Source organism: Algibacter sp. L4_22 (assembly GCF_023473045.1).
Taxonomy (GTDB): domain Bacteria; phylum Bacteroidota; class Bacteroidia; order Flavobacteriales; family Flavobacteriaceae; genus Algibacter.
The window spans coordinates 1-13,784 of sequence record NZ_JAMCOK010000004.1 but is presented as its reverse complement, the minus strand read 5'-3'; the positions used below and the strand labels follow the sequence as shown (position 1 = coordinate 13,784).

11 protein-coding genes are annotated in these 13,784 nt (G+C 32.7%); 8 read left to right on the top strand and 3 right to left on the bottom strand.

Annotated elements, in window-relative coordinates:
• Positions 1 to 36 precede the first annotated feature (36 nt).
• Positions 37 to 1,317, bottom strand: a complete 1,281-nt coding sequence (gene rocD / locus M4I23_RS11805) for an ornithine--oxo-acid transaminase (protein WP_249754515.1) — start codon at positions 1,315 to 1,317, stop codon at positions 37 to 39.
• A gap of 215 nt (positions 1,318 to 1,532) precedes the next feature.
• On the opposite strand from rocD, the gene M4I23_RS11800 reads away from it, so the two are divergent.
• The 5 genes from M4I23_RS11800 (at position 1,533) to M4I23_RS11780 (ending at position 7,236) form a co-directional block, all read left to right on the top strand.
• Positions 1,533 to 2,702 (top strand): mechanosensitive ion channel, encoded by a 1,170-nt coding sequence (locus M4I23_RS11800; RefSeq protein WP_158850945.1) that lies wholly within the window; start codon positions 1,533 to 1,535, stop codon positions 2,700 to 2,702.
• A 221-nt stretch (positions 2,703 to 2,923) separates the two neighbouring features.
• On the top strand, positions 2,924 to 4,336 hold the full coding sequence (gene rlmD / locus M4I23_RS11795; RefSeq protein ID WP_249754514.1) for a 23S rRNA (uracil(1939)-C(5))-methyltransferase RlmD: 1,413 nt from the start codon (positions 2,924 to 2,926) through the stop codon (positions 4,334 to 4,336).
• A gap of 61 nt (positions 4,337 to 4,397) precedes the next feature.
• Entirely contained in the window at positions 4,398 to 4,949 is a 552-nt protein-coding gene (locus M4I23_RS11790; RefSeq protein ID WP_158850947.1) for a DUF6452 family protein, read from the top strand.
• Positions 4,915 to 5,643, top strand: a complete 729-nt coding sequence (locus tag M4I23_RS11785) for a DUF6048 family protein (RefSeq protein ID WP_249754513.1) — start codon at positions 4,915 to 4,917, stop codon at positions 5,641 to 5,643. Before M4I23_RS11790 ends, M4I23_RS11785 begins: the two co-directional genes overlap by 35 nt.
• A gap of 30 nt (positions 5,644 to 5,673) precedes the next feature.
• Positions 5,674 to 7,236 carry a hypothetical protein gene (locus tag M4I23_RS11780; RefSeq protein WP_249754512.1) on the top strand — a complete coding sequence of 521 codons (1,563 nt, stop codon included), beginning with the start codon at positions 5,674 to 5,676 and terminating at the stop codon, positions 7,234 to 7,236.
• A 95-nt stretch (positions 7,237 to 7,331) separates the two neighbouring features.
• Here the strand turns inward: M4I23_RS11780 and M4I23_RS11775 are convergent, their stop codons facing one another.
• Both M4I23_RS11775 and M4I23_RS11770 read right to left on the bottom strand, forming a co-directional pair.
• Positions 7,332 to 7,478: a hypothetical protein gene (locus M4I23_RS11775; protein ID WP_249754511.1), complete on the bottom strand. Its 147-nt coding sequence runs from the start codon at positions 7,476 to 7,478 to the stop codon at positions 7,332 to 7,334.
• Between the two features lie 68 nt (positions 7,479 to 7,546).
• On the bottom strand, positions 7,547 to 8,131 hold the full coding sequence (locus M4I23_RS11770; protein WP_249754510.1) for an RNA polymerase sigma factor: 585 nt from the start codon (positions 8,129 to 8,131) through the stop codon (positions 7,547 to 7,549).
• A gap of 235 nt (positions 8,132 to 8,366) precedes the next feature.
• Between M4I23_RS11770 and uvrA the strand changes: the two genes are divergently transcribed.
• The 3 genes from uvrA to M4I23_RS11755 all read left to right on the top strand — a co-directional run bounded on the left by uvrA (position 8,367) and on the right by M4I23_RS11755 (position 13,654).
• Entirely contained in the window at positions 8,367 to 11,150 is a 2,784-nt protein-coding gene (gene uvrA / locus M4I23_RS11765; RefSeq protein ID WP_249754509.1) for an excinuclease ABC subunit UvrA, read from the top strand.
• A 405-nt stretch (positions 11,151 to 11,555) separates the two neighbouring features.
• Positions 11,556 to 12,149, top strand: coding sequence for a toxin-antitoxin system YwqK family antitoxin (locus M4I23_RS11760; RefSeq protein WP_158851749.1), 594 nt, complete (start codon positions 11,556 to 11,558; stop codon positions 12,147 to 12,149).
• A 959-nt stretch (positions 12,150 to 13,108) separates the two neighbouring features.
• Complete coding sequence (locus M4I23_RS11755; protein WP_249754508.1) at positions 13,109 to 13,654, top strand: hypothetical protein; 546 nt, start codon at positions 13,109 to 13,111, stop codon at positions 13,652 to 13,654.
• The last annotated feature ends 130 nt before the right edge of the window (positions 13,655 to 13,784 follow it).

The window sequence follows — 13,784 nt, the reverse complement described above, 5'->3', positions numbered from 1 at the left end:
TGGTCGCTTTTTTTATATCATTTTCAACTAAAACAATTACTTTTCAAATTGAGTTAGTGTTTTTGTTATAATCGAAACACAATCTAATAATTGTTCTTTCGTCATCACCAATGGTGGAGCAAAACGAATTATATTACCATGTGTTGGTTTTGCTAATAAACCATTATCGCGTAAAGCCATACATATATTCCAAGCGGTATCACTATCTTCTGTATCGTTTATTAAAATAGCATTTAGCAAGCCTTTTCCTCTAACGCCATTTACTATAGAACTTGTTTCTATAAATTTTGCTAATTCAGATCTAAATAATTCACCCAATTCAAAAGCGTTATTAGCTAATTCTTCATCTTTAATAACATCTAAAGCAGCAATACCAACAGCTGCTGCAATTGGATTTCCTCCAAAAGTACTACCGTGATTTCCTGGCTTTATAACATTCATAATTTCGTTATTAGCTAAAACAGCAGATACAGGATATGCACCTCCAGATAAAGCTTTCCCTAATATTAAAATATCGGCTTTTACTTCAGGAGTTCCAGAACAATGTTTATCTGCACAACTACAGTTTCCACAAGTGGCTAATAAACGTCCTGTTCTTGCTATACCTGTTTGTACTTCATCTGCAATAAATAAAACATTATGCTTTTCACAAAGTGCTTTTGCTGAAGCTAAGTAACCTTCGCTTGGCACGTAAACACCAGCTTCACCTTGAATTGGTTCTACAAGAAAACCTGCAACGTTTTTATTATTTGATAAAACATCTTCTAAAGCCGTAAGGTTATCGTATTCAATTTTAATAAATCCTTTTGTATATGGCCCAAAGTTTTTTCTGGCTACCGGATCGTTACTAAAAGAAATGATGGTTGTTGTTCTTCCATGAAAATTATTCTCGCAAACTACAATTTCAGCTTCATTTTCATCAATACCTTTTACTTCGTAAGCCCATTTTCTACATAGTTTTAAAGCCGTCTCAACCGCTTCTGCACCAGTATTCATTGGTAATAACTTATCGTAATTAAAAGTTTCTGTAGCGTATTTTTCAAACTTACCAAGCACATCATTATAAAATGCTCTAGAGGTTAAGGTCAATGTTTGCGCTTGTTTGGTCATGGCATCAACAATTTTTGGATGACAATGTCCTTGGTTTACTGCAGAGTAAGCCGACAAGAAATCGTAATATTTCTTACCCTCTACATCCCAAACATACACACCTTCTCCTCTACTCAATACTACGGGTAGTGGATGGTAATTATGTGCACCATACTTGTTTTCTAAATCTATCGCTTGTTGCGAAGTTAATTGGTCTAAAACAGCCATTTTAAAAAAAAATTTAAACGTTTATATCCAAAAAAATGGATATTATAAAATAACCATTCCTTCTCTACCTTTATCCTTTCGAGGTTTCGAAAATTCAGCGTGGGAGAGAAATCATCCCTAGGAATGCCAAATTTATGAAATATTCAGTTAAAATGTGTCTTTTTAATATTTAATGTGTCCTACTAGTAACTATTAGTTAATCAAAAACAAAATTTATGGACTATTTAACAAATGTATTAGAACAACTTTCACAATCTATTGGTGGCAATTTATCAAGTGCTTTAAGCGCTTTAATTATCATTATTATAGGTTGGTTTATTGCCGGATTATTAAAACGAGTTATTTTTAAATTACTCAATAAAACAGGCATCGACAACAAAATGAAAAATTCGAAAATTGGAATTTCAGGCTTTATAAGCAAACTGGTTTACTTTTTAGTAATGATTTTCGTTTTCACTTTAGCTTTAGAAAAACTAGGTATGAGTAGTGTACTCGATCCTTTAAAAAATATGTTGGACGAATTTACTGGGTTTATTCCAAATATTATTGGTGCTGGTTTAGTTTGTTATATTGGCTACATGCTTGCAACCATAGTATCAGAATTAGTTGAACTTTCAGGAGATTCTATTCAAAAGCTTACTCCAAAATTAAAACTACCAGAAAACATTGATATAGTAAATGTGATTAAAAAAATTGTTTTCATCTTTATTTTTATCCCTTTATTAATTTCAGCATTTAATATTCTGAATATGGACGCCATTTCAGAACCTGCAACAACTATGTTAAAGGATTTCTTTAGTGCTATTCCAAAAGTAATTTTAGCTGCAGTAATTATTATCTTATTTGTAGTTGGTGGTCGTTTTTTAAGCGAATTAATAAAAGACTTACTTAACAGTATGAACTTGAACAACTTCTTTAATAAAGCTGGTTTAGGCGCTGTTACAGGTAATACTAACTTAGTAAGTATTATTGGAAACTTAGTTTATTACTTTATTATTTTATTCGGACTTACAACAGCTGTAGATAAATTAGAATTCGGCTATTTAACCGATATTTTATATACCATTACAAACTATTCTGGTAAAATAATTTTCGGACTTATTATTTTAGCGATTGGAAATTGGATAGCTTCTGTTGCTGCTAATAATTTCGCAAAAAATGACGATAACACTTTTGTAGCTTCTATTATAAGAATTGCAATTATTGCCATCTTCTTAGCTATCGGATTAAGAACTATGGGTCTTGCTGATGAAATTATCAACCTTGCTTTCGGTATCTCTTTAGGTACAGTTGCCCTTACTATCATCCTATCTTTCGGACTTGGTGGACGTGATGCTGCAGGAAAACAAATGGATAAAATCCTTAACAAATTCAATAAAAAATAATTTATACCCCTCATATTATTTAAGCTGTTCAGTAATTTACTGAGCAGCTTTTTTTTATGCATGATGTTTTCTTATTTCATTCTAAAAAATTAGAGATTATTAATGCTTCTCCTCGCCTTCTTCACCTAAAAAAGAGACTATATTTTAATTGAAATTGAAATTCCATTAAAGTAATTGAAAATAATATGAAATTTATTTCTGGCTATTAGTATTTTTGCAGCATGTCTAGAAGAAAAACAAGAAAGCAAGTTTTTGAAAACGTCGAAGTAATTGATGCCGGAGCTAAAGGAAAAACCATAGCCAAAGCACCCGACGGAAAAGTTATTTTTTTACCTAATGCTGTACCTGGCGATGTGGTAGATGTGCAAACCTTTAAAAAGCGTAAAGCGTATTATGAAGGTAAGGCTACGGTATTTCATAAACTATCGGATAAAAGAACCACGCCTGCTTGCGAGCATTTTGGCACTTGTGGTGGTTGTAAATGGCAAGATATGGCTTACGAGCATCAGTTGTTTTACAAACAAAAAGAAGTTACAAATAATTTAACCCGTATTGGGCATATAGAATTACCAGAAGTCACTCCTATTTTTGGTGCGGAAAACAAGTATTTCTATAGAAATAAAATGGAATTTTCATTTAGTGATAGCCGTTGGTTAACGCTAGAAGAAGTACAATCGGACGAAGATTTAGGTGATCGAAATGCTTTAGGATTTCATATTCCAGGTATGTGGGACAAAATTTTGGATGTTAAAAAATGTCATCTACAAGCCGATCCTTCTAACGCCATTAGAAATGCAGTAAAAGCATTTGCGCTTGAAAATGATTTAGAATTCTTTAATACAAGAAACCAAACCGGATTATTACGTACCATGATGATTAGAACATCTAGTACAGGTGATATTATGGTGATGATTCAGTTCTTTAAAGAAGATAAAGAGAAACGTGAGCTAATTCTAGATTATTTAGGTGAAACGTTCCCGGAAATCACCTCTTTACAATATGTTATTAACGGAAAAGCGAATGATACTATTTACGATCAAGAAGTGATTTGCTACAAAGGCAACGATCATATTTTTGAAGAAATGGAAGGCTTAAAATTTAAAATTAATGCCAAATCGTTCTATCAAACAAATTCCGAGCAAGCTTACGAGCTTTATAAAATCACTAGAGATTTTGCAGGATTAACAGGAAATGAACTTGTATACGATTTATATACAGGAACCGGAACCATTGCTCAATTTGTTGCTAAACAAGCAAAAAGAGTAGTTGGCGTAGAAGCCGTTCCAGATGCTATTACTGCTGCAAAAGAAAATGCACAATTTAATAACATAAACAACGTTGAGTTCTTTGTAGGCGACATGAAAAATGTTTTTAATGCCGATTTTATTGAAGCCCACGGTACACCAGATATTATAATTACCGATCCACCTCGTGATGGTATGCATAAAGATGTGGTACAACAAATATTAAATATCGCTCCAAAAAGAGTAGTTTACGTAAGCTGTAATAGTGCCACGCAAGCTAGAGATTTAGCCTTAATGGACGAGCAATATAAAGTAGTAAAAACACAGGCTGTAGATATGTTTCCACAAACATTTCACGTGGAAAACGTAGTGCTTTTAGAAAAACGATAATTCATTAATTTTGGATTTAAGCGTTCGTTTTTCTTTTAATAGGAATACATTGTAATAAAGTATGAAATATTTTAAAATTCTTTTTATCCCCATAATTTTATTAATCGTGGGGATAACTATAAGTTGTGAGCGTGATGATATTTGTCCGGAAATCACACCTACAACCCCCAGTTTAATTATTGATCTTTTCGATTTTGATAATGAAGATAGTAGTAAAAATGTTTTTAAATTAGTTGTTATAGGTGTTGACAGTGATACAGCATTGCCAGGTTACGAAATTGTTACGAGTAGTGAATTGGTGCTACCTTTAAAAACAACCGACAATACCACGCAATACGCTCTTATAAATAACTATGTTATAGATGATAATGATACACCAGATGATGATACAGACGATTTTCTTTCAGATGAATCAAACATTGATATTATCACTATAAATTACAGCCGTACTGAAGTTTTTGTATCACGAGCTTGTGGTTATAAAACTATTTATGAAAACGTAACGGTACAACTAGAAAGTGATGAAGATAATTGGATAGAATCCATACAACCCATAAACTCAAACCAATCTGTAGAAGATGAAACAGAAGCACATTTTAACTTATTTCATTAATAGCGTATTGCTATTGTTATTTTGTGTGGCTGTAAATGCGCAAAACGATAGTATCCCTAAAACGGTTACCGACTCTATTAAAATCAAACAAAAATACGGTATTCGTATAGGTGGAGACATTAGTAAACTTGCACGTTCTTTTACTGAAGACAACTATAGCGGTTTTGAAATAGAAGCCGACTATAGACTTAAAAAAAATATTTACGCTGCAGCTGAAATTGGATTTGATAACAAAAATACAATAACCGATTATTTAGACATCAATTCTAAAGGAAGCTACCTAAAAGCAGGTTTCGATTACAACATGTACGATAATTGGCTCGATATGGAAAACATGGTTTACACCGGTTTCCGTTTAGGTTTCAGTACATTTAGCCAAGAACTTAATAGCTTTACTGTTTATAACACCAATCAATATTGGTTGCCACAATACACTTCTAGCGATTTAAAGGAATTCAATGATTTAAGTGCCGTTTGGGCAGAAATTATACTGGGAATGAAGATCCAAATATTTAATAACCTATTCGCTACCGTAAATGTGCAACTTAAACTATTAGTAACGGAAACTGAACCAGATAATTTCCAAAATGTTTACATTCCTGGTTTTAATAAAACATACGATAGTAATAGTATTGGTGTCGGTTTTGGCTATACATTATCATACCGAATTCCGCTTTACAAAAAAGATCACTAGTAAATTTTTAACGAGATTAAACCAACTAGAATGAAACGTTCCTTATACTTTATATTCACCATCGGTTTTTTAATGCTTTGGAGTTCTTGTCGAAAAGATTTTGAATTTTCTCCAAGCACAGGAAACCTAACATTTTCTAGGGATACCGTTTATTTAGATACCGTTTTTTCTAAAATTGGTTCTAGCACCTATAATTTAAAAGTCTATAATAAAGGTAATAAGGATATCAATATTCCATCGGTAAAATTAACTTTAGGTGAAACCTCTAATTACCGATTAAGTGTAGATGGTATTACAGGAAAAACCTTCGAAAATGTTGAGCTTTTAGCAAAAGACAGTCTTTACATTTTTATTGAAACCACTGTAAATATTGAAACTGAAGCAGCAATTTCAAACCAATTTTTATATACCGATGCTATTGAATTCGATAGTGGTACCAATCAGCAAAAAGTAGAATTAGTCACCCTTATTCAAGACGCTATTTTTATATATCCAGAGCGCGATAACACTACTAAAATTGTTGAAACATTAAGTCTTAACGTTGATGGCGAAACAATAGAAACCGAATTACAAGGTCGAGAATTATTGCCAAACGAACTCAACTTTACAAACGAGAAACCTTATGTAATTTATGGCTTTGCAGCCGTACCAAATAACGAAACACTAACCATAGATGCTGGGGCACGTGTATACTTTCATTCAGAATCTGGAATATTAGTAACCGATGGCGCTTCTATAAAAATAAACGGCGAATTAAGCACAAACCAAGAAGCCTTAGAAAACGAAGTAATTTTGGAAGGCGATCGACTAGAACCAGACTTTTCTGAAACTCCAGGACAATGGGCTGCTATTTGGTTATCCGATGGTAGTTTAGATAACTCTATAAACTATACCACAATTAAAAACGCTAATGTTGGTATTTTATGCGATGGCAATCCAAATGCCACAAACAACAAACTAAACATAACAAACACCCAAATTTATAATTCTGCTAGCTTTGGCATTATGGGTAGAAACACCTCTATTATTGGCGAAAATGTGGTAATCAATAATGCTGGACAATCTTCTTTTGCAGGAACTATTGGCGGCAGATATAATTTCACACACTCTACTATTGTAAATTATTGGGACAATGGTTTTAGACAATTGCCTTCTGTATTGCTGAACAATTTTATTTTAGATGAAGAAAATAACGCTACTCTAGCCAATTTAGGCGAAGCCAATTTTAACAACTGTATTATTTATGGAAATGATAATCCTGAGTTTTTATTAGAACAAATAGAAGACGAGTCGGTATCATTCAACTTTAAATTCACCAACTGTTTGATACGTTTTCAAGACGATAGTAATTTTTTCACGGAAGCTGTTTACGATTTAACAGATACCAATCATTTTGAAAACAACATCTTTAATAAAGATCCTAATTTCAAAGACACTACCTTAAATCAATTTGTAATAGGTGATGATTCTGAGGCCATAAACCAGGCAAATTCAACTTTTGCAATACAAGTACCTACAGATATTCTAGGAGTAAATAGAACCACATCTCCAGACATCGGAGCTTATCAGCATATTACATTTCCAGAAGAATAATAAACATATAAATTAAACGGTAAGTTTAACTTATAACTACAAACAATCCAAAAAAAAACGTCTGAAATAAATTTTTCAGACGTTTTTTTTATATTTTAATTTAAGAGTGTTTCAAACTCCAAGTGCTTATATTTTACAATCTTCAGCGCTTTAGAATAGCTGAGAATAAAATTAACCGTCTCCTTACTAGGCTCACGTTTTTTTGGGTTTCCAACAGATTCTTTAGAGTAAATTTTTTCCATTTCTATTAAATTAAGGGTTAATTTAAATAGTAAACGCAGCAAAATTTACTTTATTGTATTTCCCAAAGTTAATCGGTTAATACAATGTTATGCTTATCAATTATTTTACGCAAATTTATTAAAGCGTATCGCATTCTACCTAATGCAGTATTAATGCTCACCCCTGTTCTTTCAGATATTTCCTTAAAACTCATATCGTTATAAATACGCATTAAGAGTACCTCACGCTGGTCTTCGGGAAGTTCATCTACTAAGCGGCGCACATCATTTTCCACCTGTTCTTTAATAATTGCTTTTTCAGCATTTAAAGTGCTATCACTAAGCACAGAAAAAATACTAAACTCACCACTATTATCGAACTTAGGCATACGGCTGTTTTTCCTAAAAAAGTCGATTACTAAATTATGCGCAATACGCATTACCCACGGTAAAAACTTACCTTCTTCATTATAGGCACCACGTTTTAAAGTTTTAATAACCTTAATAAAAGTATCTTGAAAAATATCATCGGCGACATCTCCATCATATACTTTTGAATAAATAAAACTGTAAATTCTTTGTTTGTGCCTTTTTATAAGAACTCCTAAAGCGCTCTCATCGCCTTTAATGTAGTTACTAACTAGGATAGCATCTGTAGTAGGGTCGTGTTTCATAATCATTACTTTATTATAAAGAAAAACGGGGTTTTCTATAAAATTAAAATTTCTAAAGTAATGTTATGCGATAGGCAAGTGTTGATTTATAATTAATTAGCTGGTTCAAATATAACAAGAATCGTTCCTAAAATACAAAAATTTATTCATTTATTTAACATTTCTTTAAATTACATTCTATTTTTTAAGCTCATACACATGTCTTATCTTTGTAAACTATTCCTTTTAAGAGCCTATGAATACTAATCTTTCCGAAGTTGACCCAAAACAAAACATCATTATAAAAGGTGCAAAACTGCACAACTTAAAAAATATTGATGTTGTTATCCCAAGAAACAAATTGGTTGTAATAACGGGGCTTTCGGGTTCTGGTAAATCAAGTTTAGCTTTCGATACGCTTTACGCGGAAGGGCAACGTCGCTATGTAGAAAGTTTATCGAGTTATGCGCGTCAGTTTTTAGGCAGACTAAACAAACCAAAAGTAGATTACATAAAAGGAATCGCTCCAGCCATAGCCATCGAGCAAAAAGTAAATTCTACAAATCCACGATCTACGGTTGGGACAACCACAGAGATTTACGATTATTTAAAGCTATTATTTGCAAGAATAGGAAGAACAATATCTCCCGTTTCTGGAGATGAAGTAAAAAAAGATACTGTAACCGATGTTTTAAACTACCTAAAAACATTCCCGGAACGCGAAAAACTCCTCCTCCTCGCTCCTATTCATTTAGAAGAAGGACGAACTATGGAAGACAAATTAAAAGCACTAAACCAACAAGGTTACTCCAGAATAAAAATAAACGACAACGTTTTTAGAATAGACGAAGCCACCAAAATTGGTAAAAAAGACACTATTTTACTCGTTGTAGATAGAATTATCACCAAACACGACGAGGATTTTTATAATCGTCTAGCCGATGCTATCCAAACTGCTTTTTTCGAAGGCAAAGGCGAATGTTGTGTTGAAACCCTTTCCGATAATAAACAACGTACATTTAGTAATAAATTTGAACTCGACGGATTAAATTTTCTAGAACCAAACGTACACCTATTCAGTTTTAACAATCCTTACGGAGCTTGCCCAACCTGTGAAGGTTACGGTGATATTGTTGGTATAGATGAAGATTTAGTGATCCCAAACACGGCACTTTCCATTTACGAAAACGCCATTTTCGCATGGAGAGGCGAAAGCATGAGCTGGTATAAAGACCAATTGGTAAACAACTCGCATAAATTCGATTTCCCAATCCACAAACCCTACTTTGAGCTTTCCGAAGCACAAAAACAACTAGTTTGGGATGGCAACGAACATTTTGAAGGTTTAAATGCCTTTTTTGCAGAGTTGGAATCCAAAGCTTATAAAATTCAAAACCGCGTGATGTTATCACGTTACCGCGGAAAAACAAAATGTAAAACCTGTAACGGTAAACGTTTACGAGTAGAAGCCAATTATGTAAAAGTAGGTGGCGCAAGTATTTCAGATTTAGTAGAAAAACCACTAGATAAACTTGCCATCTTTTTCAATACATTAAAATTAAATGAACACGATACCACAATTGCCAACCGTTTATTAAAAGAAATTAATAACCGTTTAGAATTCCTAGCCAATGTAGGTCTCGATTACCTTACTATAAATCGAAAATCCAACACACTTTCTGGAGGTGAAAGCCAACGTATAAATCTAGCAACCTCTTTAGGAAGTAGTTTGGTTGGTTCCATGTATATTTTAGACGAACCAAGTATTGGGTTGCACCCAAAAGATACAGAACGTTTAATTATGGTTTTAAAATCCTTACGCGACTTAGGAAACACTGTAATTGTTGTGGAACACGACGAGGATATCATGAAAGCTGCCGATAGCATTATAGATATTGGTCCCGAAGCCGGAACCTTTGGTGGGCATGTAGTAGCACACGGCGATTACAAAGCTATTTTAGCATCTAATTCATTAACAGCACAATACTTAAACGAAACTTTAAAAATTGAAGTTCCTAAAAAACGACGTCAATCTAAATACTACGTCGATATAAAAGGCGCTCGCGAAAACAACCTTAAAAACATCGATGTGCGTTTCCCTTTGGGCATGCTAACCGTAATTACAGGCGTTTCTGGTAGCGGAAAAAGTACACTGGTTAAAAAAATATTATACCCAGCACTCCAGAAAAAACTAACCGATTTTGGCGACAAACCCGGTCAGTTTTCAAGTTTAGACGGTAATTACACGAATATAAAGCAAATAGAATTTGTAGATCAAAACCCCATTGGGCGCTCTTCACGTTCCAATCCGGTAACTTATATTAAAGCTTACGATGATATTCGTGCGCTGTTCTCTAAACAGAAATTAAGCATTATTAGGAACTACCAAGCCAAACACTTTTCTTTTAATGTAGATGGCGGACGTTGCGAAACCTGCAAAGGAGAAGGCGAAGTTACCATCGAAATGCAATTTATGGCAGATGTACATCTGGAATGCGAAACCTGCAAAGGTAAACGCTTTAAAAAAGAAGTACTCGAAGTTACTTTTGCCGACAAAAACATCGATGATATTTTAAATCTCACCATAGACGATGCAGTGGCATTTTTCGAGACGAATAATCAGGCTAAAATAAAGAACAAACTCCAACCGCTACAAGATGTTGGTTTGGGTTACGTAACACTCGGGCAAAGCTCCTCTACCCTTTCTGGTGGTGAAGCGCAACGTATAAAACTCGCATCATTTTTAGGTAAAGGTAACAAAAAGGAAAAAGCCTTATTTATTTTCGACGAACCCACAACTGGTCTGCATTTTCACGATATCCAAAAGTTACTAAAATCCTTTAATGCTTTAATAGAAAACGGACATTCCATTATTGTGGTCGAGCATAATATTGAACTTATTAAATGTGCCGATTTCATTATAGATTTAGGTCCAAAAGGTGGCGAAACCGGCGGACACTTAGTGGCGGTAGGAACTCCAGAAGAAATTATAAAAGTTAAAGCTTCGGAAATCGGGAAGTATTTAGTCGATAAAATCTAGCATTATCATTTGGGCGTTACCCGAAAAGGGTCGGGCTTTCACTACTCAATCTTTTTGTTTTTTCACAAAAACAAAAAAGATTTCAAACATGCCGTTTAATACCTAACGCAAGTATTCTCTGTTGTTGTTTTATTTCGTTTAATAAAAAAAATCTTATTAAGAGTAAAAGAATAGTAATGAATATTTTGAGAGATTATTCCGTATATTGGTGGCTATAATAGATATATAGTTAGTACTAACTATATATATTTGTTAGGCACAATTCCCCTTTTTTCGGGAAAGAAAATAATTACTTTAAGGTAACGTTTAGTTCCAGAAAAAAAGAAAAAGACAGCTGAAAATAAAAAACATAAGTAATTGATTTTCAGAACATTGAAAAAACGTTACTCAGAATTTGACAGACCAATGAAATTAACGATTTTAATATTACTTTTTTCTACCATTTCTGGATTTAGTCAAGAAATTAAATTCAATCTATTTTTGAAAGATTCTTGCTCAAACGAAATTGAAAGAAGTGATTACTATCATCTTGAAAAGGACGGAACCAAGTATAATATATCGGACTTTGACGGAACAATAATTCTTCTGACTAAAGGAGAGTATAAACTTGTCGCAACCGAAATTGGAGAAGTACGTAAAATTGTAATTGACAAACTAATAAATTCAGACACTTTAGTTAAACCGAGAATCGAAGAATATATAAAAAAGACAAATGTTTCCTATAAAAAAGGCACAAGTCGGGAACAACTTAAAAAACTTGGAATAATTCCTAACTATAAGTTTATGAATTGCGAAAAGGTTTGTGACGGAATTGAAACTGATTATTACTCAAACGGAAAAATTCGGCTGAAAGCGGAATTTAAAAACGGACTTGTAATCGGAGAATTAAAAAGATATTATCAAAACGGAAAAATTAAAGAAGTTTCTGTTTATGACAATGACGGAATTTTAATAAAAACAACTCTGTTTAACGAAAATGGAGAAATAAAAAAAGAATAAAAACTGTGCCTAACACCGTATAAAAATAATTGCGGTTTAGTGCTAAAAAAAAGGTAGTTGCGTGTTTGCTACATCTGATTTTCCTTCGGAAAATCCTCGCATACAAACCCGCAACTATTCTTATACATCAACGTTGCCATTCATGCTCACTCAGCTCTAAAAAAAGTTCTAAAACCGCTTAAAAAGTAGTTTAAAATAGTAACTCAAAATATTAATCAACTGACTTTAAAGAATCAATTCGCAAGGTGTACGCGCAAATGATTTCACTCTAATGTTTTTTAAAAAGTGGTTTAAAAGAATAACTCAAAATCTCACCCAACCGATTTTAAAGAATCTATTCGCAAGGTGTACGCGCTAATAATTTTACTCTTATGTTTTTTAAAAAGTGGTTTAAAAGAATAACTCAAAATCTCACCCAACCGATTTTAAAGAATCTATTCGCAAGGTGTACGCGCAAATGATTTCACTCTAATGTTTTTTAAAAAGTGGTTTAAAAGAATAACTCAAAATCTCACCCAACCGATTTTAAAGAATCTATTCGCAAGGTGTACGCGCTAATAATTTTACTCTTATGTTTTTTAAAAAGTGGTTTAAAAGAATAACTCAAAATCTCACCCAACCGATTTTAAAGAATCTATTCGCAAGGTGTACGCGCAAATAATTTTACTCTTATGTTTTTTAAAATCTGACTTGTGCCAAGTAATACGCAACTGTTGCGTCGGACTCTTTTTTGTTGCGTAAAATTTTTATATATTTAATTGCGCAAAAATAATAAAATCACGCATGGCAACATTGTATAAAAATAATACGTGTTTTGTGCTTTATCTAAATTAATAGTGTGTTTACTTGCTTCTGATTTTCCTGCGGAAAATCCTCGCTTACAAACACCGCACTATTCTTATACGTAACCGTTGTGTTTAATTAAAAAATTAACTACGAACTAAATAGTCCACTATAAAATGAATCGTAAAATTTTAATATTATTATCTGTATTTTTTTTAGCATTGACAAATATGTATGCTAGTAAAGATAAATATGAAAGTCCTATACAATATCAATTTATCTTTAAAAATAGCGACACCATATCTATCGCAAATACAGACAAAATTTCTCTTAATTCAATTTGCTCAAAAATTGTGAATAAGAAAAAAATATTAATAACTGCAATATTATCATTTAAGACTGGTAAACAGATAAAATTCAACTATTCGAAAGGAAGTTTAAATTCAATAACAATGATTCTTAATAATAAAGAACTATTTGTGCCCAATGACATTATTGATAAATTGGAAGAAATAAATCTTCAATCTGTTATTATAATATCGGGGAAATACTCTCACAGGGAATTGAAACCAAATTATAATATAATTCAATTTGATATAAATACAGAACCTGATTTTGGAAAACTTCCTTATATTCAACTTAAATTTTCTGATACAGAATTTAATGATGCAATTATTTGGAAATGGACAAGTAAAAAATCGAATCAGCGTTTTAATCTATAACAATAAAGTATTATTAAGGAATACAACTATTTGAAAATAAAAAAACTAAACACAACACCGTATAAAAATAATTGCGGTTTAGTGCTTAATCAAAGGTCGTTGCGTGTTTGTAACGTCTGATTTTCCTTCG

Bases quoted from the DNA above. Each gene is read 5' to 3' on its own strand.
- M4I23_RS11775 (WP_249754511.1), bottom strand. From the start codon at position 7,478: ATGGAAAAAATTTACTCTAAAGAATCTGTTGGAAACCCAAAAAAACGT.
- M4I23_RS11785 (WP_249754513.1), top strand. From the start codon at position 4,915: ATGAAACAGAAGCACATTTTAACTTATTTCATTAATAGCGTATTGCTA.
- M4I23_RS11780 (WP_249754512.1), top strand. From the start codon at position 5,674: ATGAAACGTTCCTTATACTTTATATTCACCATCGGTTTTTTAATGCTT.
- rlmD (WP_249754514.1), top strand. From the start codon at position 2,924: ATGTCTAGAAGAAAAACAAGAAAGCAAGTTTTTGAAAACGTCGAAGTA.
- M4I23_RS11790 (WP_158850947.1), top strand. From the start codon at position 4,398: ATGAAATATTTTAAAATTCTTTTTATCCCCATAATTTTATTAATCGTG.
- M4I23_RS11760 (WP_158851749.1), top strand. From the start codon at position 11,556: ATGAAATTAACGATTTTAATATTACTTTTTTCTACCATTTCTGGATTT.
- uvrA (WP_249754509.1), top strand. From the start codon at position 8,367: ATGAATACTAATCTTTCCGAAGTTGACCCAAAACAAAACATCATTATA.
- rocD (WP_249754515.1), bottom strand. From the start codon at position 1,317: ATGGCTGTTTTAGACCAATTAACTTCGCAACAAGCGATAGATTTAGAA.
- M4I23_RS11770 (WP_249754510.1), bottom strand. From the start codon at position 8,131: ATGAAACACGACCCTACTACAGATGCTATCCTAGTTAGTAACTACATT.
- M4I23_RS11755 (WP_249754508.1), top strand. From the start codon at position 13,109: ATGAATCGTAAAATTTTAATATTATTATCTGTATTTTTTTTAGCATTG.
- M4I23_RS11800 (WP_158850945.1), top strand. From the start codon at position 1,533: ATGGACTATTTAACAAATGTATTAGAACAACTTTCACAATCTATTGGT.